This window comes from Actinomadura sp. KC216 (assembly GCF_004348535.1).
GTDB lineage: Bacteria > Actinomycetota > Actinomycetes > Streptosporangiales > Streptosporangiaceae > Spirillospora.
Genome location: NZ_SMJX01000017.1, coordinates 23,676 through 46,239, shown reverse-complemented (window position 1 = coordinate 46,239; position 22,564 = coordinate 23,676). Strand labels below are relative to the sequence as shown.

17 protein-coding genes are annotated in these 22,564 nt (G+C 71.5%); 9 read left to right on the top strand and 8 right to left on the bottom strand.

The window, feature by feature from the left end; translation table 11 throughout:
- Positions 1-88: 88 nt before the first annotated feature.
- Positions 89-220, bottom strand: a complete 132-nt coding sequence (locus E1264_RS45870) for a hypothetical protein (protein WP_279489848.1) — start codon at positions 218-220, stop codon at positions 89-91.
- A gap of 230 nt (positions 221-450) precedes the next feature.
- Between E1264_RS45870 and secA2 the strand changes: the two genes are divergently transcribed.
- Positions 451-2,778, top strand: a complete 2,328-nt coding sequence (gene secA2 / locus E1264_RS05290) for an accessory Sec system translocase SecA2 (RefSeq protein ID WP_132170131.1) — start codon at positions 451-453, stop codon at positions 2,776-2,778.
- A gap of 23 nt (positions 2,779-2,801) precedes the next feature.
- Here secA2 and E1264_RS05285 read toward each other — a convergent pair whose 3' ends face one another.
- A complete protein-coding gene (locus E1264_RS05285) occupies positions 2,802-7,400 on the bottom strand; it encodes an ATP-dependent helicase (protein WP_132170129.1) in 4,599 nt (1,532 codons plus the stop codon).
- 119 nt (positions 7,401-7,519) lie between these two features.
- On the opposite strand from E1264_RS05285, the gene E1264_RS05280 reads away from it, so the two are divergent.
- Positions 7,520-8,791, top strand: a complete 1,272-nt coding sequence (locus E1264_RS05280; protein ID WP_132170127.1) for an alpha/beta hydrolase — start codon at positions 7,520-7,522, stop codon at positions 8,789-8,791.
- A gap of 9 nt (positions 8,792-8,800) precedes the next feature.
- The gene (locus E1264_RS05275) at positions 8,801-8,995 is read left to right on the top strand and encodes a DUF3046 domain-containing protein (RefSeq protein WP_132170125.1); all 195 of its coding nucleotides are present in this window, start codon (positions 8,801-8,803) and stop codon (positions 8,993-8,995) included.
- A 10-nt stretch (positions 8,996-9,005) separates the two neighbouring features.
- Here E1264_RS05275 and E1264_RS05270 read toward each other — a convergent pair whose 3' ends face one another.
- On the bottom strand, positions 9,006-9,875 hold the full coding sequence (locus E1264_RS05270) for an ATP-grasp domain-containing protein (protein ID WP_132170123.1): 870 nt from the start codon (positions 9,873-9,875) through the stop codon (positions 9,006-9,008).
- Positions 9,876-10,118: 243 nt separating this feature from the next.
- On the opposite strand from E1264_RS05270, the gene recA reads away from it, so the two are divergent.
- The 4 genes from recA (at position 10,119) to rny (ending at position 14,008) form a co-directional block, all read left to right on the top strand.
- A complete protein-coding gene (gene recA / locus E1264_RS05265; RefSeq protein ID WP_132170121.1) occupies positions 10,119-11,243 on the top strand; it encodes a recombinase RecA in 1,125 nt (374 codons plus the stop codon).
- A 20-nt stretch (positions 11,244-11,263) separates the two neighbouring features.
- The gene (locus E1264_RS05260) at positions 11,264-11,515 is read left to right on the top strand and encodes a hypothetical protein (protein WP_132170119.1); all 252 of its coding nucleotides are present in this window, start codon (positions 11,264-11,266) and stop codon (positions 11,513-11,515) included.
- 25 nt (positions 11,516-11,540) lie between these two features.
- Entirely contained in the window at positions 11,541-12,089 is a 549-nt protein-coding gene (locus E1264_RS05255) for a regulatory protein RecX (protein WP_132170117.1), read from the top strand.
- 347 nt (positions 12,090-12,436) lie between these two features.
- Complete coding sequence (gene rny, locus E1264_RS05250; RefSeq protein ID WP_132170115.1) at positions 12,437-14,008, top strand: ribonuclease Y; 1,572 nt, start codon at positions 12,437-12,439, stop codon at positions 14,006-14,008.
- Between the two features lie 65 nt (positions 14,009-14,073).
- On the opposite strand, the gene E1264_RS05245 is transcribed toward rny, so the two are convergent.
- The 5 genes from E1264_RS05245 to E1264_RS05220 all read right to left on the bottom strand — a co-directional run bounded on the left by E1264_RS05245 (position 14,074) and on the right by E1264_RS05220 (position 19,958).
- Positions 14,074-16,173: a prolyl oligopeptidase family serine peptidase gene (locus E1264_RS05245; protein ID WP_243710758.1), complete on the bottom strand. Its 2,100-nt coding sequence runs from the start codon at positions 16,171-16,173 to the stop codon at positions 14,074-14,076.
- Positions 16,174-16,400: 227 nt separating this feature from the next.
- Positions 16,401-17,384 carry an amino acid ABC transporter permease gene (locus E1264_RS05235; RefSeq protein ID WP_132170113.1) on the bottom strand — a complete coding sequence of 328 codons (984 nt, stop codon included), beginning with the start codon at positions 17,382-17,384 and terminating at the stop codon, positions 16,401-16,403.
- The gene (locus tag E1264_RS05230; protein ID WP_132170111.1) at positions 17,381-18,064 is read right to left on the bottom strand and encodes an amino acid ABC transporter permease; all 684 of its coding nucleotides are present in this window, start codon (positions 18,062-18,064) and stop codon (positions 17,381-17,383) included. Before E1264_RS05230 ends, E1264_RS05235 begins: the two co-directional genes overlap by 4 nt.
- Before the next feature lie 193 nt (positions 18,065-18,257).
- On the bottom strand, positions 18,258-19,127 hold the full coding sequence (locus E1264_RS05225) for a glutamate ABC transporter substrate-binding protein (protein ID WP_132170109.1): 870 nt from the start codon (positions 19,125-19,127) through the stop codon (positions 18,258-18,260).
- Positions 19,128-19,235: 108 nt separating this feature from the next.
- Complete coding sequence (locus E1264_RS05220; protein WP_243710762.1) at positions 19,236-19,958, bottom strand: amino acid ABC transporter ATP-binding protein; 723 nt, start codon at positions 19,956-19,958, stop codon at positions 19,236-19,238.
- A 281-nt stretch (positions 19,959-20,239) separates the two neighbouring features.
- On the opposite strand from E1264_RS05220, the gene miaB reads away from it, so the two are divergent.
- Together miaB and E1264_RS05210 are read left to right on the top strand one after the other, a co-directional pair.
- A complete protein-coding gene (gene miaB / locus E1264_RS05215; protein ID WP_132170105.1) occupies positions 20,240-21,781 on the top strand; it encodes a tRNA (N6-isopentenyl adenosine(37)-C2)-methylthiotransferase MiaB in 1,542 nt (513 codons plus the stop codon).
- Positions 21,782-21,834: 53 nt separating this feature from the next.
- Positions 21,835-22,554, top strand: coding sequence for a hypothetical protein (locus E1264_RS05210; protein ID WP_207935723.1), 720 nt, complete (start codon positions 21,835-21,837; stop codon positions 22,552-22,554).
- The last annotated feature ends 10 nt before the right edge of the window (positions 22,555-22,564 follow it).

Genomic DNA, 22,564 nt, shown 5'->3' with positions numbered 1-22,564 from the left:
TGGCCGAAACCGTGCGGGCGGCTTGGAACCGTGCGGGCGCCGGAAGGCTTTGAGCGCCCCCGCGTGGCGGAGGCGCTCGTCAGCGTCGCTACTTGGCGGTGGACCCGGCGGCCTGCTCCCGATGGCGCCGCGGGTCGTTCAGTGCCCGGTCGATGACGGTCTGGTTGATGATCTGCCGCTTGCGCCGCAGCGCCGCCGCCTTGCGTGCCGTGGATGTCATGGCGAACCCTGTTCCGCGGTGGCGATCCCCCCGCCCCCGCTACCCCGTGATGTCCTCATCTTCCCAGAGCGGGGCGGCTCAGGGGATCCGTCCTGGGAATGAATTCGAGGTCAGACCAAGTACGGAGAAGACCCCTGGGACGGGTGGGGGTTCCCCTGGGATCATGGTTGGGAACGCACTCCCGTACCGGCCCGTTGGGGGAACCGTGATCGTTGAACCGAGGGGACACCATGGCGCTGCGTGAGCGGCTGCGGCGGCTCGTCCAGAAGCCCGGCAGCGTCGACCTCGCGCCCTTCCGCGCCCTGGTGGACGAGGCCGGGGAGCGGGAGCCGCGCGTCCGGGAGCTGACCGACGGCGAGCTGACCGCCGCCGCGTCCGCCCTCCGCAAGGAGGAGGACCTCACGGAGCTGTGCGCCCTCGGCCGGGAGGCCGCCCGCCGGACGCTCGGCGAGCGGCCGTTCGACGTGCAGCTCATCGGGACGCTCGCGCTGCTGTCCGGGCACGTCGCGGAGATGGCCACCGGCGAGGGCAAGACCCTGTCGGGCGCGCTGGCCGCCGCCGGGTACGCGCTCCGCGGCCGGCAGGTCCACGTCATGTCGGTCAACGACTACCTCGCGCGCCGCGACGCCGAATGGATGGGCCCGCTGTACGCGATGCTCGGCGTGTCCGTCGGCTGGGTCGGGCAGTCGTCCACGCCCGACGAGCGCCGCGCCGCCTACCGGGCCGACGTCACGTACGCGCCGGTCAGCGAGATCGGCTTCGACCTGCTGCGGGACCGGCTCGCCGTCGACGCCGCCGACGTCGTCCAGCCGGAGCCGGCCGTCGCGCTGATCGACGAGGCCGACTCGGTGCTGGTGGACGAGGCGATGGTGCCGCTCGTCCTCGCGGGCGCCGCCGACCTCGACTCCGCCGACCCCCGCTACGCCGACCTGGTCCGCCGGCTGCGGCCCGGCCTGCACTACGCCACCGACGACGAGGCGCGCAACGTCCAGCTCACCGCGGCGGGCGCGCAGGAGGTGGAACGCGTCCTCGGCCTGGACCTCTACGCCTCCGAGCACCTCGACACCCTGACCGCCGTGAACGTCGCCCTGCACGCCGAGGTGCTGCTGCACCGCGACGTCGACTACCTCGTCCGCGACGGCGAGGTGAAGCTGATCAGCGAGTCGCGCGGCCGGGTGGCGCTGCTGCAGCGCTGGCCGGACGGCCTCCAGGCCGCGGTCGAGGCGAAGGAGGCGCTGGAGGCGTCCCCGAGCGGCGAGATCCTCGACTCGATCACCGTCCAGGAGCTGGTCGGACGCTACCCGGTGCGGTGCGGCATGACCGGCACGGCGATGGCCGTGGCGGGGCAGCTCACGGAGTTCTACTCGCTGCAGATCGCCGTCGTCCCGCCGAACCGGCCCTGCGTCCGCGACGACGAGCCCGACCGCCTCTACGCGACCGCCGCCGACAAGGAGGTCGCGATCGTCGAGGCGATCGCGGCGGCGCACGCCACCGGGCGGCCCGTGCTCGTCGGGACGGGCGACGTCGCCGAGTCCGAACGGCTCGCGCGGCGCCTGTCCCGCGCCGGTCTCGACCGGGTCGTCCTCAACGCCAAGAACGACGCCGAAGAGGCCGCGATCATCGCGGAGGCCGGGGCGTACGGCGCGATCACCGTGTCCACGCAGATGGCGGGCCGCGGCACCGACATCCGGCTCGGCGGCAGCCCGTCCGCGCCGCCCGGCACCGCCCCCGCCGACGTGGCGGGCTCCGACCACGACCGGGTCGCCGAGGCGGGCGGCCTGCTCGTCATCGGCACCGGCCGCTACCACAGCAGCCGCCTGGACGACCAGCTCCGCGGCCGCGCCGGACGGCAGGGCGACCCCGGCGGCTCGGTGTTCTTCACCAGCCTCCAGGACGACCTCGTCACCCGCTTCGCACCCGACGAGAGGACGAAGGCCACCGGCGACGACGACGGGCTCATCACCGACAAGGGCGCGCACTGGATCGTCGGCCACGCGCAGCGCGTCGCCGAGGGCGTCGACCTCGAACTGCACCGCAACACCTGGCGCTACAACCAGCTGATCGGGCTCCAGCGCAGCGAGGTCCTCGCCGAGCGCGACGCCGTCCTGAACGGCGACGCCGCCGACCGGGCCATGGCCGCGGACGCCCCCGACCGGCACGCCGAACTCACCAAGATCGCGGGCGCGGAGGCGGTGGCGGCGGCCGCGCGGCAGATCGTCCTGTACCAGCTGGACCGCTGCTGGTCCGAGCACCTCGCCTACCTCGCCGACCTGCGCGAAGGGATCCATCTGCGGTCGCTGGGCCGCGGGATGGACCCGCTGATCGAGTTCAACCGCGAGGCCGTCCCGGCGGGCAAGCGCCTCCTCGCCGACGCGCGGAAGCGGTCGATCGCGGCCTTCGAGGCCCTCACCGCGTCCGAGGACGGCATCGACCTGGACGCCGCCGAACTCAAGCGCCCGTCGGCGACCTGGACCTACCTCGTCCACGACAACCCGTTCGGCTCCCTCGACGAGCGCGCCCTCCGCGGCATGATCAACATGTTCAAGCGCCGCCGCTGAGCCGGTGCGGCCCCGGCCGGGGGTCAGGCGCGGAGGCGCAGGCCGCGGGGGGTCGGGTGGAAACCTGCGGATTCCAGCGCGGCGGCCAGGGGTGAATCGGTGATCGCGGCGCCGTCGGCGCGTTCGACGGTGAGCTTGCCGAGCACGCCCTCCCGGACGGCGAGCGCGAGCGCGTCGACGGCCGGTTGCAGCACGGCGGGGTCGTCGTCCCAGGTGAGGAGCGTCTTCCCGCCGCGCTCGACATAGAGGACGAGCCGTCCCTCGACCAGCGCGACGAGCGCCCCGGCCTTGCGGCCCGGTCTGTGGCCGCTGGCGACCTCGTCGTCGCGCTCCGGCCAGGGCAGCGCCGCGCCGTACGGATTGGCGGGGTCGGCGGCCGCCAGCACGAGCGCCCGGGTTTCGGGTGTGCGGGGCGTTTCCCAGAGCGCGGAGATGTCGTCCGGGGGAGCGACCGCCGCCGGACGCAGCGCGCGGAGCCGGTCGACGGCGCCCGGAAGCGCGAACTGGGCCGCGCCCAGGCCCTCCACGAAGTAGCCGCGGCGGCAGCGTCCGGTCTCCTCGAACGCGCGCAGCACCGGGTAGACCGCGGAGAAGCCGCCAGGGATGCGTTCCGCCGCGACTGCGCCGCGGATGACGATGCCGTACCGCTCCAGCAGCGCCTCGGCGAGCGCATGCGAACGCAGCGTCGCGCCGGTCTCGCGCTCGGGGAGCGGCCACCAGCGCCCGGCGACCGTGGGCGGACCCGTCCTGGAGGGCAGGACGGGACGTCCACGACGGGTCGTCCTAGAACGATGCGTAGGCCGGCCGGAGCCGAGTGCCGCGCGCAGCGGCGCCATGGTGTCGTTGGTGAGGTGACCGGCCCAGACCAGGTCCCACACGGCGGTGACGAGGTCGGCGTCGTTGGCGCTGAGGTGCTGGTTCACCCGGTCGGACAGCGTCCGGAAGAACAGCGCGCCGCCGTCGCCGAGCGCGTCCAGGACGGCCTGGTGCGCGGGCGTCAGCGTGATCTCCGCGGGCTCCGGCATGAGAAGAGGCGCGGTGTCGGCCAGGTACAGCGCCACCCAGCCGTCGCCGCCCGGCAGGCCGCCCTGCCCCGCCCACACGACCTCGCCCGCGGACGTCAGCTCGTCCAGCATCGCCGGGCCGTAGCCGGGCACCCGGGACGGCAGGATCAGCGACTCCAGCGCGGACGCGGGCACCGCCGCGCCCTGGAGCTGCTCGATCGCCTGGACGAGCGCGTCCACGCCGCGCAGCCGGGAACCGCCGGAGATCCCGTGCCAGACCGGGAGGAAACGGCCGAGCGACTCCGGCGGCGACGGCTCGACCTCGGCGCGCAGCCGGGCCAGGGAGCGGCGCCGCAGCGTCCGCAGCACGCCGGTGTCGCACCACTCGCTGGTGAGGGGGCCCGTCACGGCCTCGACGGGCAGGAACTCGCCCTCGACGACCCGGCCCGCGCCCGCCAGCCGACGCAGCGTCTCCACGACCACGGCGATGCCGAGGCCGAAGCGCGCGGCGGGATCACCCGGCCGGAACGGGCCGTGCGTGCGCGCGTACCGGGAGATCAGGTCGCCGAGCGGATCGTCGACCGGTTCGAGGAACGCCTCCGGGACGCCCACGGGCAGCGGCGCGCCGAGCGCGTCGCGGAGCCGTCCGGCGTCCTCGATGGCGGCCCAGCGCTCCTCGCCGGCGACCCTGACGCGGATCGCGCGCCGCGTGGCCTCCAGCTCCGCCAGCCACCGTGACACCTGCACGAGCACGTCGTCGGCGTCGGACCCGTCGGAACCGCTCGCCAGGAGGGTTCGTCCAGCGGCTTCGGCCGTGGTGAGCGGGCCGAGGGTGCGGAGGAGGTCGGCCACGCCTTCCAGGTCGCGGGCGCGGCGATCGGTGGCGAGGCGCTGGAGCTCGCGTTCGATCTCGGCGACCGCGTCGGGATCGAGCAGCTCGCGCAGATCGGCCTGGCCGAGGAGTTCGGCGAGGAGCGCGGAATCGAGCGCGAGTGCCTGGGCGCGGCGTTCTGCGAGGGGTGAATCGCCCTCGTACATGAACGCGCCGATGTAGTGGAACAGCAGGGAACGCGCATAGGGCGACGGCTCGGGCGTCTCCACCTCGACCATGCGGACCTTGCGCCCCGACAGGTCGCGCATCAGCTGCACCAGGCCGGGGACGTCGAACACGTCCTGGAGGCACTCCCGCATCGTCTCCAGCACGATCGGGAACGACGGGTACTTGCTGGCGACGGCCAGGAGCTGCGCGGCCCGCTGGCGCTGCTGCCAGAGCGGCATGCGCTTGTCGGGACGGCGGCGGGGAAGCAGCAGCGAACGCGCCGCGCACTCGCGGAACCGTGCGGCGAACAGCGCGGAGCCGCCCAGCTCGTCCACGACGACGCGTTCGATGTCGTCGGCGTCGAAGACGGCGAGGTCGAGCCCGGGGGGCTCGTCCATGTCGGGGACGCGGATGACGATGCCGTCGTCGGCGTGCATGGCCTGCGCGTCGACGCCGTACCGTTCGCGCAGACGGCCCGCTATGGCGAGCGCCCACGGCGCGTGCACGCGCGCGCCCAGCGGCGAGTGGACGACCATGCGCCAGTCACCGAGTTCGTCGCGGAACCGCTCGACGACCATGGTGCGGTCATCGGGGACGTGTCCGGTGGCCTCCCGCTGCTCGTTCACGTACGAGACGAGGTTGGCGGACGCCCAGCCGTCCAGCCCGGCGGCGGAGACGCGTTCGCGGGCGTCCTCGGCGGGCAGGCCGGCCAGCTCGCGGGTGAACGATCCGAGCGCGCGGCCCAGCTCGGCCGGACGCCCGAGAGTGTCGCCGTGCCAGAACGGCAGCTTGCCCGGCTGGCCCGGCGCGGGCGAGACGAGGACGCGGTCGGGCGTGATGTCCTCGATGCGCCACGAGCTGGCGCCGAGCACGAACACGTCGCCGACGCGTGACTCGTACACCATCTCCTCATCGAGTTCCCCCACCCGGGACGCCTTCTCGCCCACGAGGAAGACGCCGAACAGGCCGCGGTCAGGGATCGTCCCGCCGCTGGTCACCGCGAGGCGCTGCGCCCCCGGACGTTCGCGCAGGACGCCGGTCACGCGGTCCCAGACCAGGCGCGGGCGCAGCTCGCCGAACTCGTCGCTGGGATAGCGCCCGGCGAGCATGTCGAGGGTCGCCTCAAGCGCGGAACGGGGGAGCGTGGCGTAGGGGGCGGCGCGTTTGACCATGGAATCCAGGTCGTCGACGGTCCATTCGTCCATGGAGACCATGGCGACGATCTGCTGGGCCAGGACGTCGAGAGGGTTGCGCGGGTAGCGCAGCTCCTCGATCTCGCCGCCGCGCATGCGTTCGGCCACGACGGCCGTCTGCACGAGGTCGCCCCTGTACTTGGGGAAGATGACGCCCTTGGACACGGCGCCGACCTGGTGGCCCGCGCGCCCGACCCGCTGGAGGCCGTTGGCCACCGAGGGCGGCGACTCCACCTGGACGACCAGATCGACGGCGCCCATGTCGATGCCCAATTCCAGGCTGGACGTCGCCACGACGGCCGGAAGGCGCCCCTCCTTCAGAGCGTTCTCGATACCGGCCCGCTCCTCCTTGGAGACGGAACCATGGTGCGCGCGAGCGATTTCCTGTGGCGCGCCTCTGGACGACCCCGCCTCCGCCATCAACTCCGCAGGAGAGTGGTTCTCGGGCAGGGGAGCCCCTGTGGCGCGTTCGTAGGCGAGCTCGTTCAGCCGTCCGCAGAGCCTCTCGGCCAGGCGCCGCGAGTTGGCGAACACCAGCGTCGAACGGTGCGCCTCGATGAGGTCGAGCAGGCGGTCTTCGACGTGCGGCCAGATGCTGCGCTGGCGCGGGTCGGCCGCGCCGGAGTCGTCGACGAACTGGCCGACCTCGCCCATGTCTTCTACGGGGACGACGATGTCGAGGTCGAAGACCTTGTCGGAGCGCGGCTGGACGACCGTCGCCGGCCGCGTCCCGCCGAGGAACGCCGCGACCTCGTCGGTCGGGCGGACGGTCGCGGACAGGCCGATCCGCTGGGCGGGACGTTCGAGGAGCGCGTCGAGGCGTTCGAGGGACAGCGCCAGGTGCGCGCCGCGCTTGGTGCCCGCCACGGCGTGCACTTCGTCCACGATGACGGTCTCGACGCCGCGCAGCGACTCGCGCGCCCGCGAGGTGAGGATCAGGAACAGCGACTCCGGCGTCGTGATCAGGATGTCGGGCGGCTTGACGGCCAGGCGCCGGCGCTCGTCGGCCGGGGTGTCGCCCGACCGCATCCCGACGCGGACGCCGGGTTCGGGCAGGCCGAGACGGCGCGCCGCGTGCCGGATGCCCGTCAGCGGGGCGCGCAGGTTGCGCTCCACGTCGACGGCGAGGGCCTTCAGCGGCGAGACGTACAGGACGCGGCAGCGGCGCAGCGGATCGTCGCCGGCGGGCTCCGTGGCGAGCCGGTCGAGGGACCACAGGAACGCCGCCAGGGTCTTGCCGGAGCCGGTCGGCGCCACGACCAGCGTGTTGTCGCCGCTCGAAATCGACTCCCACGCCCCGGACTGGGCGGGGGTGGGCGCGGCGAAGGCCCCGGCGAACCAGGCCCGGGTCGCCGGAGAGAATCGTTCGAGCACGTCACCGCCCATGCGGCCATACTGCCTCGCGGGTCCGACATTTCGCGGCGCGTGGTGCGCGTCACGTTGTAAGCAAGCGCTTGTACGGGCAAGGTCTACGGGTAGGACACTCGCCCCCGCAGGGAGTCTCGATGCCCTACGTCCTCCTCGCCCTCGGCGTCCTGATCGCGCTTCTGGCCGTGAACGCCCACGCGCCCCGGCGCAGCGCCGCCCTGGTCGCGCCGAGCTTCTTCTACGGCTGGCTGACGATCGAACTGGCGCCGCAGGTGCTCGTCGCGTGGGCCGCCGCGACCGCGCTCGCGGTGGGCCTGGGCGGGCTGGGCGGCTGGGCCGGCTGGACGGGCCTCGCGCTGACGATCCTCGGCATGGCGGGCATCGCCGCCACGCTCCTCGCGACCCGCCGTACGGTCGTCACCCTGCGCGAGTGCGGAGCGCCCCTCGAACTGGACCCAGAGGGCGCGCCCCGCTACCCGCTCTCGCACCTGGTCGTCCCGCCGCTGTGCCTGATCCCGCGCAGGGGCGTCCACGTCGAACGCAATGTCGTGTACCGGCAGGACGGACGGCTCCGCCTGAAACTGGACGTCTACGCACGCGAACGCTCCACCGGCGAACTGCGCCCGGGACTCATGCAGATCCACGGCGGCGCATGGGTCATCGGCGACAAACGCGAGCAAGGACTGCCGCTGCTCAACCACATGGCCGTCCAGGGATGGGTCGGCTTCAACGTCAACTACCGGCTCAGCCCGCGCGCCACCTGGCCGGAACACCTCATCGACCTGAAACACTTCGTCGCCTGGTACAGGGAGCATGCCGAGGAGTACGGCGCCGACCCCGATTTCCTGTGCGTGACCGGCGGTTCGGCAGGCGGGCACCTCACGGCGATGGTCGCGCTGACAGCGAACCGGCCCGAATTCCAGCCGGGCTTTGAGGACGCCGACACCACCGTGCAGGGCGCAGTGCCCTTCTACGGTGTGTACAACCTCGTCGACGCAGGTCCCTGGCGCCGCCCCATGGGCGAGATGCCCCTCCTGGAGCGGATGGTGGTCAAGCTGCCGTTCGCAGAGAACCACGACGCCTACGCCAAGGCGTCCCCTGTCACGTACCTGCGCGAGGACGCACCGCCGTTCTTCGTCATCCACGGAAGCGGCGACTCGCTCATCCCCGTGGCGGAGGCACGCCGATTCGTCGAACGGCTACGGGACGTCTCCACGGCACCCGTCATCTACGCCGAGATGAAGGGCGCGCAGCACGCGTTCGACGTCTTCCCCTCGTACCGGACGGCCCGCGTCATCGAAGCCGTCGAGCGCTACCTGACAGGGCTCCACCGCCAGTACCGCCAGGGCGCCCGCCCCGCGGTCCCCGGCGAGGTCAGGCAGTCCTTGCAGGACCGTTCGGTCGGATAGCGTGGACGGGTGCGGCTCACAGTCTTCTGGGATCGGATGAGGCAGCAGTTCGGCGACACCTACGCCGAAAGCGTCGCCAAGGACTACGTGATGGCAGAGCTGGACGGCCGCACCATCGAACAGGCCCTCGCCGACGGCGAACCCGCCAAAAGGGTCTGGCAGGCCGTTGTCGCCACCTTCAACGTCCCCTCGAAACTGCAGTAAGCGCGCGCCGTCAGTCAGGGACGGGCAGATGGGCGTAGAGGTCCATCGCGTCCACGGACGACGGCAGATCGCTGACCTGGCCGTCGCCGACCTCGACCACACGCCACGCGCCGTCCGTCCGCCGCGCGAGATCGGTCGTGATGAAGCGGCAGCCCAGCGCGCGCACGGCCGGAGCCACCGCGTCCAGCACGGGATCGGGCTCCAGGCCGGGGCTGTCAGGGTGCGGCCCCACCAGGGCGGGCTCACCGTCCACCCACCACACGCGCGCCTCACCCGAGCCGTCGTACTCCTCGAACTCGCGCACGACGAGACCGCCCGCCAGGTGGTCGTCCCGCAACGCCACCATCTTGGACGCGACGTCATGCAACTGGGCGAGGTTCTTCACATCGGGGACGAAGCACGCCTCCTCCCACTCGTGCTTGCACGACTTCACGTAGTCCTTGACGATGCCGGGCCCGCTCTTCAGCGGCCTGACGAGCTCACCCAGCTCGCTCAGCTCGCCGGGGTCCTGGCCCACGCCGAGCGGCCGCCACACGCTGTGCGGGGTCAGGCCGGCGAAAGTGTCGTGCCAGCCGGGCAGTTCATGCGCCCGCCGGTAGTCGTCGGGGTGCGTGAGCAGAATCGTTCCCCGCCGTTTCAGCATCGCGGACACCGCGGCGTACTCCTCGCCCGTGAGCATCCAGCCGCGATACCAGACGGGACCCAGGTCGGACGGCACCGCGCGCACCGCGTCGTCCACATCGCCGCGCCGCAACGCGTCGTGGTCGATCAGGGCGATCTCGCCGTAGTGGTCGCGGACGGCCGCCGCCTCGCGGGAGAAATGGGGGTCAACGCGCCGGGGATGGAGCGGATCGACGCAGAAGAGGACGGTCAGCGTCATGATTGGAACCCTCCGTGGACGGCGCCAGCGTACGGGGTCAGAACCGGGAAGCGCACGGAGATTCCGCCCGAATCGGCGCAACGGACGATGATCGAACTAATGTTCGGTAAGGTAGTGCGGGCACGCGGCGTCATCCACAATTCCACCGGAGTCTCGAAAGTGTCGGAGGCCCGCCGTAACGTCGCCGTCGACAACGCAAGCAGCGGCCGAGAGCCGACAGTCACGACGAGAAGGACATCTCACATGGCAGCGAACGACCGGGAGAAGGCTCTCGAGACCGCACTCGCCCAGATCGAGCGGCAGTTCGGCAAGGGATCGGTCATGCGGATGGGCGAGGAGGCCAGAGCGCCCGTCGAAGTGATCCCCACCGGCGCCATCGCCCTCGACATCGCGCTCGGCATCGGCGGCCTGCCCCGCGGCCGCGTCGTCGAGGTGTACGGCCCCGAAGGCTCCGGCAAGACCTCCATCGCGCTGCACGCCGTCGCCAGCGTCCAGAAGAAGGGCGGCATCGCCGCGTTCGTGGACGCCGAGCACGCCCTCGACCCCGAGTACGCCTCCAAGCTCGGCGTCGACATCGACGCCCTGCTCGTCTCCCAGCCCGACACCGGCGAGCAGGCCCTGGAGATCACCGACATGCTGATCCGCTCCGGCGCGATCGACGTCGTCGTCATCGACTCGGTCGCCGCGCTCGTCCCCCGCGCCGAGATCGAGGGCGAGATGGGCGACAGCCACGTCGGCCTCCAGGCCCGCCTCATGTCGCAGGCCCTGCGCAAGCTCACCGGCGCGATCAACCAGACCAAGACGACCGCCATCTTCATCAACCAGCTCCGCGAGAAGGTCGGCGTCATGTTCGGGTCCCCGGAGACCACCACCGGCGGCCGGGCGCTGAAGTTCTACGCCTCCGTCCGGCTGGACGTCCGCCGCATCGAGACCCTCAAGGACGGAACCGAGGCCGTCGGCAACCGCGTCCGCGTCAAGGTCGTCAAGAACAAGATGGCCCCGCCGTTCCGCGTCGCCGACTTCGACCTGCTCTACGGCCAGGGCATCAGCCGCGAGGGCGGCCTGATCGACCTCGGCGTGGAGCACGGCTTCGTCCGCAAGTCCGGCGCCTGGTACACCTACGACGGCGACCAGCTCGGCCAGGGCAAGGAGAACGCCCGCAACTTCCTCAAGGCCAACCCCGACCTCGCCGACGGCATCGAGAAGAAGATCAAGGAGAAGCTCGGCATCGGCCCGAAGGTCGACAAGGAGGCCGAGCCCGCCGCCGCGCCCGCCCCGGACGCCGTCGATCCCGCCGCTCCGGCCGCTCCGGCTGCCGCCAAGCCCGCCGGAAGGAAGACCACAAAGACCAAATCGGGTGATTCCTGACCGCGAATCCCTTGATGAGGGTGACTCTTGACGAAGAGTGGGCGATGATCTCGTATGCAGGGCGGCGGCGCCTTACCCGGCACCGCTTCACCGGTGCACGGACCTTCCCCGATGGCGCCGCCGCTCCCACGGGCCCGGACGTCGAGCCCGCTCGGCTCGGCGTCCCGGGCGCCCATCCGGCCGGGCACCCCGCCCGTACCCCCCACAAAGCCACCCATGCAACCCTCCACCTGACCTCCGGCCGTCCGGCGGTGACGGTGCCGGGGCGCTGATCTCGGGCCGAAGGGGGTGGGACGTATGAGTACGGCATCGTGGGGCGAGCCTGAGGAGGCGCCGCGGGCCGGGAAGGGCGGTGCGGGGCGCGTTGCCGATGCCGAAGGGTCGGCGCGTGAGGTGTGCCTCCGGCTGCTGTCGGCGTCTCCGCGTACCCGGGCGCAGCTCGCGGACGCGCTGCGGCGCAAGAACATCCCCGACGACGTCGCCGAACGGGTGCTCGGGCGCTTCAGCGACGTAGGCCTCATCGACGACGAGGCGTTCGCGCAGGCGTGGGTCCAGTCGCGGCACACCGGCCGCGGCCTCGCCAGGCGTGCCCTCGCGGCCGAGCTCCGCCGGCGCGGCGTTGCGGACGAGACCGTCAGCGACGCCGTCGAAGCGCTGGACCCCGCACAGGAAGAACAGACCGCTCGCGCTCTCGTCGCCCGCAGGCTCCCGTCCACGGCAGGGGTCGACCCCGCCAAGCGCATGCGCCGCCTCATGGGCATGCTGGCCCGCAAGGGCTATTCGCCCGGCCTCTCCTACCGGATCGTGAGGGAGGCCCTGGCCGACGACGACCCGCCCCTCGACTGACCGGAGGAGAAGAGCCCGCAAGGAGCGCGGTAAGAAAGGACTTACGCTGACGTTCGGTTAGTCCGGAATGCCCTGCGTTTGCTTGCTCATTACCTCTGTGCCGCTTACCGTTACGGCAGTGAGGAGTTACTCCGCGTCTCGCGGATTGTCATACGACCGAGCACGTTCCAGCAGCTGAGAGGCATACAGGACACGTTCGTCGACCGGATTCGGCCTGGGTCATCGGTGGCGCGCGCGGTGCGCGGCCCGGCGTTGGCCTGTCTCCGGCCGTCCGCTGGACGCGAGTAAATCCTCGCTAGGCAGGGTCCCGACTCCGGACGGACCCGCGGCGAGGAAGGATCTGCCTCATGGAGAGCGTCCTGCTGGGTGCAGCGCTGCTGGTGGCCCTGGTCGCTCTCGTGATCGTCGTGCTGAGGCGTCCGGGCCTGCCCGGCAAGGCCGCGGCCGAGGTGGCCCGGGCCCGGAGCGAGGCCGACGAGATCAGGGCGAAGGCCGAGCAGAACGCCCAGGCCGTCCTGGAAAAGGCCGAGCGGGACGCGCAGCGCGTCGCGTCGGAGGCCCGCGCGGAGACCGAGGCGGAAGGCCGGTCCCTCCGCGACGAACTGCGAACCGTCCGGGAAGACCTGGAGCGCCGGGAGGCGCGCCTCGCGGAGCGCGAGCAGCGCCTCGACGGCGAGGTCCGGCGGCTGGAGGAGTGGTCCGGGCGCCTCGCCGAGACGAAGAAGGCCCTTGAGGCCCGCAAGAAGGAGCTCGACGGCGTCGAGGAGGAACGGCGCAAGATCCTGGAGCGGGCCGCCGGGCTCACCGCGGAGCAGGCCAAGAACGAGCTGGTCGCGGCGGTCGAGAACCAGGCGAAGCGGGAGTCCATCCCGATCGTCCGGGAGATCGAGAACGCGGCGCGGGCGGAGGGCGACAAGCGCGCCCGCAAGATCGTGACGCTGGCGATCCAGCGGGTCGCGAGCGAGCAGACCGCCGAATCGGTCGTCTCGGTCCTGCACCTGCCGAGCGACGAGATGAAGGGCCGCATCATCGGCCGCGAGGGCCGCAACATCCGCGCGTTCGAGACGACGACGGGCGTGAACCTGATCATCGACGACACGCCGGAGGCGGTGCTGCTGAGCTGCTTCGACCCGGTGCGGCGCGAGGTCGGGCGGCTGACGCTGGAGAAGCTCGTCCTGGACGGCCGGATCCACCCGCAGCGCATCGAGGAGATCTACGAGCGCAGCAAGAGCGACGTGGAGCAGCTGTGCGTCCGGGCAGGCGAGGACGCGCTGGTCGAGGTCGGCATCGCCGACATGCACCCGGAGCTGATCGCGCTGCTGGGCCAGCTGCGCTACCGGACGTCCTACGGGCAGAACGTGCTGAAGCACCTGATCGAGTCCGCGCACCTCGCGGGCGTCATGGCGAGCGAGCTGCGGCTGCCGGTGGAGATCGCGAAGCGGTGCACGCTGCTGCACGACATCGGCAAGGCGCTGACCCACGAGGTGGAGGGCAGCCACGCGCTGATCGGCGCCGAGATCGCGCGCCGGTACGGCGAGCACGAGGACGTCGTGCACGCCATCGAGGCGCACCACAACGAGGTCGAGGTCCGGACGGTCGAGGCCGTGCTCACCCAGGCCGCCGACGCGATCAGCGGCAGCCGGCCCGGTGCCCGCCGCGAGTCCCTGGAGGCGTACGTCAAGCGGCTGGAGCGGCTGGAGCAGATCGCCCGCGAGAAGCACGACGGCGTGGAGAAGGTCTTCGCGATGCAGGCCGGACGCGAGATCCGCGTGATGGTCAAGCCCGACTCCGTCGACGACATCCAGGCGCAGGTCATCGCCCGCGACATCGCCAAGCAGGTCGAGGACGAGCTCACCTACCCGGGGCAGATCCGCGTCACGGTCGTCCGCGAGTCACGCGCGATCGAGTTCGCCCGCTGACCCCGCCCCGGGGCGGGAAGCCGACCCGCTGAGCCCGGCTTCGGGCGGGACGCTCGCCGGGGCGGCTAGCCGACGGTCAGGTCGATGGGGGCGACGCCGCGGGGCTTGAAGCCGAGGGTCTGGCCGTAGAAGGCCAGCTCGGACTCCAGGCAGCGGATGACGGTGTCGGCGCGCCGGAAGCCGTGCGACTCGCCCTCGAACGTGAGGTACGCGTACGGCATCTTCTTCGCCGCCAGCGCCGCCGCGAAGCGCTCGGACTGGTCCGGCGGCACCACGGGGTCGTTGAGGCCCTGGAGGAGCAGGACGGGGCACGCCGTCCGGTCGGCGTTGTTCAGCGGCGACCGCTCCTCGTAGGCGCGCTCGAAGCCGGGCAGCGGCCCGATCAGGCCGAACAGGTACCGCGACTCGAAGTCGTGCGTGGCCTTGACGAAGCTCTGCAGCTCGCTGACCCCGAAGTAGGACGTGGCGGCCTTGAACACCTCCGTCTGGGTGATGGCGGAGAGCGTCGTCCAGCCGCCCGCGGAGTTGCCGCGGATGGCGAGGCGGGCCGGGTCGGCGATGCCGCCGTCCACGAGGGCCTGCGCGGCGGCGACGGCGTCCTCCACGTCGACGACGCCCCACTGGCGGCGCAGCCGCTCGCGGTAGGCGCGGCCGTAGCCGGTGGACCCGCCGTAGTTGACCTCGATGACGCCGATGCCGCGGCTGGTGAAGAACGCCCGTTCCAGATTGAGCACCGTGGAGGCGCGGCCCGTCGGCCCGCCGTGCACGAACACCACGTACGGCGGCAGCTCGCCCTCCGGCGCGACCGCCTCCGGGTTGGTCGGCGGGTAGACGTAGGCGTGGACGGGGCGTCCGAACGGCCCGTCGAGGCGCTCGGCGCGCGGCTTGGACAGGTACGCGACGTCGGGCAGCTCGGCCAGCTCCCGGCGCAGCCCCTCGACGCGCCCGGTGGTGGTGTCGACCCGGACCACGGACGTCGGCAGGTCGGGACCGCCCGCGATGCCGACGATCGTCGTCCCGTCCGTGGACAGCTGGGTCTGCCAGTGCTCGTAGGGGACCTCCAGGTCGACGAGCTCCAGCGTCTCGGGGTCGTAGACGCCGAGGCGCAGGTTCCCCTCGCCGTGCAGGACGGCGAGGCGCCCGTCGCCGAGCAGCGCGTAGGGCATGCCGCCGAGCTGCCACAGCGGCCCGGCGAACTCCTCCTCCGCCGGGTACAGCGCCTGCGGCGACTCGCCGTGCAGGCCGACCTGGTAGATGTTCCACCAGCCCGGCCAGTCGGAGATGACGTACAGGGAGCTGTCGTCGCGCCACACCGGCGCGAGCGCCGACTCGGTGAGCCCGCCCTTGACGGTCCGGGGCGCGACCGTGGTGCCGTTCTCGATCGCCGCGACGCGCACCTCGGTGCCGTCCCACGGCATGCGCGGGTGGTTCCACTGCACCCAGGCCAGGTGCCCGCCGCTCGGGGACGGTGAGGGGGAGGCGTAGAAGTCGGCGCCGGTGACCAGCTCGCGGATCGCGCCCGCGTTCTCGGCGGCGCTGCCGTCCAGGGGGACGGCGACGATCGCGCGCCTGATGCCCATGGTGACGGGCTTGTCGTCCGTGGCGGCCCGCGGCTCCGCGCCCCCCGCCGCAGAGTCCCCCGTGCCCGTGCCCGCGCCGCCGCCTGTGCTCGTGTCCGTTCCCGCGCCCGTGGCCTCCGGCGTCTCCTGGGGGGTGGCGATGTGGCCCTCGCAGACGCACCAGATCTCCGTCCCGTCGGGGGACAGGACGAAGTCGGCGTACCGCAGCCCCGCCGGGACGGCCGGTTCGGGAGTCAGCGGGTACGGCTTCGGGTCGCCCTCGTCGAGGCGGTGGAGCCGCTGGTCCTCGTAGTTGGCGAACACGATCGAGAGACCGCCCTCGCCGTGCACCGTCAGGTACGACCGCCCGCCGTACTCGTGGACGCGCGTACGCGCGTCCCAAGGCGCCTGAAGCAGTTCGGTGCGGTGACCGCCCTTGAGATGGATGACCGTCGTCCGCCCGCCCTCCTCGGGCCGCGTCTCCTGCCACCACACGTCGTTGCCCGCGACGGTGGGGAAGCTGAGGCGCAGCCGGGCGCGGGCGACGTCGGCCGCGGAGATGGGGGAAGGCCAGGAGCCGTAAGGGAGGGTCGCACGAGCGGTCATACCAGGAATCGTCCCGCATACGGGGACGGGTTGGGGCCATGACGGGCCGTTTGAACTCGGAAAGATATCTGCAGGCCACCGGGGCCTCATGGTCAACTCCGGTACCGGCGGCCCGCTCGTCCCCGAACGTCCATCGGAGCCCGCGCGCCGCGGACGACCACCGCCGTAACGGCGAGGGCGCCGCCGGAACCGGCGGCGCCCCTCACGGTGGACACGGCGGGCGGGAGTCAGACGATCTGCTGGGTGACCCCCACGCCCGGGACCGGCGGCGGACCGCCCGCCTCCAGGGTCTTGGCGGACGTCTTGCGGCTGCGGCGGCTGCGGCGCTCCAGCCAGGTCGCGAACCGGCTCAGGGACATGTTGATCGCGATGTAGATGATCGCGACGATGATGCCCGCCTGCAGGACGTTGTTGTGGTAGTTGGCGGGGACCTGCTTGAATCCGGCCTGCAGGAACTCGCCGTAGGCGATGATGAACCCGAGCGCCGTGTCCTTGAGCAGGACGACGATCTGGCTCACGATCGCCGGCATCATCACGGTGACGGCCTGCGGCAGCAGCACGAGCCGCATCACGCCGTTCTTGCGCAGCCCGACGGAGTAGGCGGCCTCCGACTGCCCCTTCGGGATCGACAGGACGCCCGCGCGCACCACCTCGGCGAGCACGGAGCCGTTGTACATCGTCAGGCCGAATACGACCGCGGCGAACGCGGGGACGGTGACGATGCCGGCGTTGCTCTCCACCCCGAAGATCGAGAAGAAGTAGTCCACCGACAGCCGCTGCGCCTGCCCGAGCGGCGACTCGGCGATCTCCGGGCTGATCTTGTTCGGGACGAAGAACGCCAGGAAGATCAGGATCAGCAGCGGGATGCCGCGGAAGAACTCGACGACGATCCCGGCGGGGACCCTGATCCACCAGTGGTCCGACAGCCGGGCCAGGCCGAACACCGCGCCGAACAGCAGCGCCAGGACGGTCGCGAGGGCGGCCGCCTTCAGCGTGTTCAGCAGGCCGGGCAGGAGCAGGTGGCGCCAGACCGTCCACTCGGTGAACGGCGTCCAGAGCTTCGCCTCGAACTGGTTCTTGTCGTACAGGCGCCAGACCAGGGCGGCGAAGATGGCGGCGAACACCACCGACATGCCGACGGTCAGCATCCTGTTCCGCGCGCGCGCCCGCGGCCCGGGGATGTCGAAGAGTACGGTCGCTTCCTTGCTCATCGAGCCACCGCCATCCGCTTCGCGAGCCAGCCGAAGAAGTATCCGGTCGGCAGGGTGAGGATCAGGAAGCCGATGGCCACGCCGAGGAACAGCGGGATGACGCCGCTCGCGAAGCTGGGCTTGTCCACGATCGTCTTGGTGACCAGCGCCACCTCGGCGTAGCTCGCCGCGGCCGCCACCGTCGTGTTCTTGATCATCGCGATCAGCACGCTGCCCAGCGGGGCGATGATCGACCGGAAGGCCTGCGGCAGGATGATCATGCGGAGCGACTGGTTGAAGGTCAGGCCGATCGAGCGCGCCGCCTCCGCCTGCCCCAGCGGGACGGTGTTGATCCCCGCCCGGAGCGTCTCGCAGACGAACGCCCCGGTGTAGGCCGAGAGGCCGAGGACCGCCCACCAGTAGTACGTGGTGGAGGTGTCCTCGGAGAACTTCAGCGCGAGGATGTCGTTGAGGCCCAGGCTGCACATCAGCAGCACGAGGGTGAGCGGCGTGTTCCGCACGATGTTGACGTAGCCCGTGCCGAACGCGCGCAGCACGGGGACGGGGGAGACCCGGAAGCTCGCCAGGATCGTGCCGATGATCAGGGAGAGCACTGCGGCGGCGGCCGCCAGGAAGATGGTCGCCCGGAACCCGTCGAGGATCTCGTCGATGTTGTCGAAGAACGGGCCGAAATCAAACATGGCTCAGCTGTTTCATGGCGTTCCAGCACTGTCGGGCCAGGCCGGCGCGCCCCGGGGAACGGTGTCCCGGGGACGCGCCGGCGTGACGGACGTCACGCATGGCGGCGGGCGGCGGGCACGGCCCGCGAACCGGGGCCCGCGAACCGGGGCCCGCGGACCGGGCGCAGTCCGCGGACCTGGCGCGGCCCGCCGATCAGGCGCAGCCCTCCATCTGCGGGACGGTCGTGACCAGCTGCAGCCCGGCGCCGGAGAAGTGCTTCTCCAGCAGGGTCTTGGCGGTGCCGTCGGAGTACATCTGGGCGATGGCCTTGTTGACGGCCTCGCAGGTCTCGGTGTCGCCCTTCTTGATGCCGACGCCGTACTTCTCGTCGGTGAAGGGGTCGTTGATGACCTTGAAGGAGCCCTTCTGCTGGGTGGCGAACCCGGCGATGATCAGGTCGTCGGTGCTGACCGCGTCGAGCGCGCCCGCCTTCAGCTTGCTCACGCACTCGGAGTAGCTGCCGGCGTCCACCAGGTTGACGCCCTGGATGTTGAGCTTGCCGTCCGGCGGGCCCTCGGTGATGCGGCGGAAGGAGTTCGACCCGGCCGCCTTGCAGAGCTTCTTGCCCTTGAGGTCCTTCGTGGTCTTGATGTCGTTGTTGTCGGCGGCGACCAGCGTGTCCTGGTGGGCGACGTAGTACGGGCCGCCGAAGGTCACCTGGGCCTTGCGCGCCTCCGTGATGGAGTACGTGGCGAAGATCAGGTCGACCTGGCCGCCGCCGATGAACGCCTCGCGGTTCGCCGAGGTCGTCTCCTTGAACGTGATGCCGTTCTCCGGGACGCCGAGCTGCTTGGCGACGTACTTGGCGACGTCGACGTCGAAGCCGTCGAAGGTGCCGTCCGGCTTCTTCAGGCCGAGCCCCGGCTGGTCGTACTTGATGCCGATGGTCAGCTTCTTGTCGTCCTTGGCCTTCTGGACGACGGTCTTGGCCTCGGTCTTCTCGGTGTCGCTGCCACACGCACTGATCGCCAGTGACAGCGCCATCCCCGCCCCGATCAGGGCGCCGAAACGACGTACTCGCATCTCTCGTCCTACCTCTGCTCTCTGGCGGCGCCCCGCGGCCGGTCCATCATCGCCGTCCTGTGGCCGGATGATCCAGACCCCGTGCGGGCACGCCGGAACGAAACCGATTCAGTGCGTGAGGATCTTTGACAGGAAGTCTTTGGCGCGCTCGGTGCGCGCGTTGGTGAAGAACTCGTCGGGAGTGTTCTCTTCCACGATCTGTCCGTCCGCCATGAACACGACCTTCCGCGCCGCCCTCCGCGCGAACCCCATCTCGTGCGTGACGACGATCATCGTCATGCCCTCGCGGGCCAGGCCGGTCATGACGTCGAGGACCTCGTTGACCATCTCCGGGTCCAGCGCCGAGGTGGGCTCGTCGAAGAGCATGACCTTGGGCCGCATCGCCAGGGAGCGCGCGATCGCGGCCCGCTGCTGCTGGCCGCCCGACAGCTGGGCGGGGTACTTGTGGGCCTGGTTGGCGATGCCGACCCGGTCCAGCAGCTCCATCGCGTGCTTCTCGGACTCCTGCCTGCCCTGCTTGCGGACCTTGATCGGCCCGAGCGTGACATTGTCCAGGATCGTCTTGTGGGCGAACAGGTTGAACGACTGGAACACCATGCCCACGTCGGCGCGGAGCTTCGCCAGCTCCTTGCCCTCCTTCGGCAGCTCCTTGCCGTCCAGCAGGATCTTCCCGTTGTCGATGGGCTCCAGCCGGTTGATCGCCCGGCACAGGGTGGACTTCCCGCCGCCGGACGGGCCGATGACGACGACGACCTCGCCCGGGTCGACCGTGAGGTTGATGTCCTTCAGGACGTGCAGCTCGCCGAAGTGCTTGTTGACGTTCTCGACCACGACGAGAGGCCGGTCACCCGCGGCGGCCGGCTCGATGGGGTCCTCCGGCCCGTCCTTGGTGAGGTCGGGCCCGCCTTCGCTGTCCGTCATGCGCTCGGACTTTACGTCATCGGCGGCGGCGTGAAAGTCGCCGCGCGGTACCGATACGATCACGAAAACCCATGTAGAACGGGGTCCGCGGTGGCGCAGTGTGATCATCGGTGCGGGCCGGACGGGCGGGGTGACCGGGGCGATTACCGGTTCTGCGATGGAGCGTAAGGCCCGTACCCTTGATAACCGTCATGAGTGCGCCAATGGAGACGGCTCCCCGCACGTACGAGATCCGTACGTACGGGTGCCAGATGAACGTCCACGACTCCGAGCGGCTGTCCGGGCTCCTCGAATCGGCCGGGTACGTGCGCGCCGGGGACGCCGAACCCGACGTGGTCGTGTTCAACACGTGCGCGGTGCGGGAGAACGCCGACAACCGCCTCTACGGCAACCTGGGGCATCTGCGTCCGGTCAAGGACGGCCATCCCGGCATGCAGATCGCCGTGGGCGGCTGCCTCGCGCAGAAGGACCGCGACACCATCGTCAAGCGCGCCCCCTGGGTGGACGTGGTGTTCGGCACCCACAACATCGGGTCGCTGCCCGCGCTGCTGGAGCGGGCCCGCGTCCAGGACGAGGCGCAGGTCGAGATCGAAGAGTCGCTGGTGACGTTCCCGTCGACGCTGCCGACGCGCCGGGAGTCCCCGTACGCGGCGTGGGTGTCGATCTCGGTCGGCTGCAACAACACGTGCACGTTCTGCATCGTCCCGTCGCTGCGCGGCAAGGAGAAGGACCGCCGCCCCGGCGAGATCCTCGCGGAGGTCGAGGCGCTGGTCGCCGACGGCGTCCTGGAGATCACGCTGCTGGGCCAGAACGTCAACGCCTACGGCTCCGGCTTCGGGGCCCTGGCCGACGCGCCCGACGAGGTGCGGTCGATGACGTCCAGCGGGCAGTCCGCGTTCGCGGGGCTGCTGCGGGCGTGCGGCGGCGTCGAAGGGCTGGAGCGGGTCCGGTTCACCTCGCCGCACCCCAAGGACTTCACCGACGACGTCATCGCCGCCATGGCCGAGACGCCGAACGTGATGCCCTCGCTGCACATGCCGCTGCAGTCCGGGTCGGACGCGGTGCTGCGCGCGATGCGCCGCTCGTACCGCCAGGAGCGCTACCTCGGCATCATCGAGAAGGTCCGGGCCGCGATCCCGGACGCGGCGATCACGACCGACATCATCGTGGGCTTCCCCGGCGAGACCGACGCCGACTTCGAGGAGACGCTGCACGTGGTGCGGGAGGCGCGGTTCGCGTCGGCGTTCACGTTCCAGTACTCCAAGCGTCCCGGCACCCCGGCCGCGACCATGGACGGCCAGCTGCCGAAGGAGGTCGTCCAGGAGAGGTACGAGCGGCTCATCGCCGTCCAGGAGGAGATCTCGTGGGCGGAGAACAAGAAGCAGCTCGGCCGCACGCTGGAGGTCCTGGTCGCGGAGGGCGAGGGCCGCAAGGACCAGGCGACGCGGCGGCTGTCGGGCCGCGCGGCCGACAACCGGCTCGTGCACTTCGGCGCGCCGGACGAGCCGGTCCGGCCCGGCGACATGGTCTCCGTCGAGGTCACCTATGCAGCGCCGCACCATCTCGTCGCGGACAAGCCGGTGCTGGACGTCCGCCGGACGCGCGCGGGCGACGCCTGGGAGGCGCGCCAGGGTCAGAGCGGGGCCGCGAAGGGCGTTTCGCTCGGAATGCCGTCGATCGGGCGCCCGGCCGAGCCCGACGCGCCCGTCACGGGCTGCTCGCCCCGCCCCTGACCTCCGGCATGATCGGGGGTGTTCCCCGTTGAGGCCCGGTTCCAGGAGGCAGCGTGCTCGTCACGGCCGCGGTGTGCCCGCATCCGCCCATCCTCGTGCCCGCGATGGCGGGGGAGGCGGCGCCGGAGCTCGACGCGCTGCGCGCCGCGTGCGACGAGGCCGTCCGGCCGCTGCTGGGCGGGGACGTGCTGATCGTGGTGGGCGGGGCGCCGGAGACGCGCTCCTACGGGCCGGACGCCTACGCGACGCTCCAGCCGTACGGGCTCGCCTGGACGAGTCCTGACGACCCCAAGGACGGCGCTGAGGCGCTCCCGCTCTCGCTCACCCTCGGGCGCTGGCTCCTCGACCGGCAGAACGCGGGCGGCGGCGACGTCCGCTATCAGGCGGTCGCGTTCGACGCCTCCCCGGCGGAATGCCTGGCCCTCGGACGCGACCTCGCGGAGTCGTCCGGACGGGTCGCGATGCTGGTCATGGGCGACGGGTCGGCGTGCCGTTCGGAGAAGGCGCCCGGTTACCTCGACGAGCGTGCGCGCCCCTACGACGCGGGGGTGGCGCGGGCGCTTGGAGACGCCGACGCCGCCGCCCTGGCCGCCCTGGATCCGGGGCTCTCCCGGGAGGTCCAGGCGGCCGGGCGCGCGGCGTGGCAGGTGCTCGCCGGAGCGGGCGGCGCCGACGGTGGCGGCCCGGGCCGGCTCACGGGGCGTCTCCTCGCCGACGAAGCGCCGTACGGAGTGGGCTATTTCGTGGCGGGCTGGTCACGTGCGGGTCACTGATCGCCCCGGG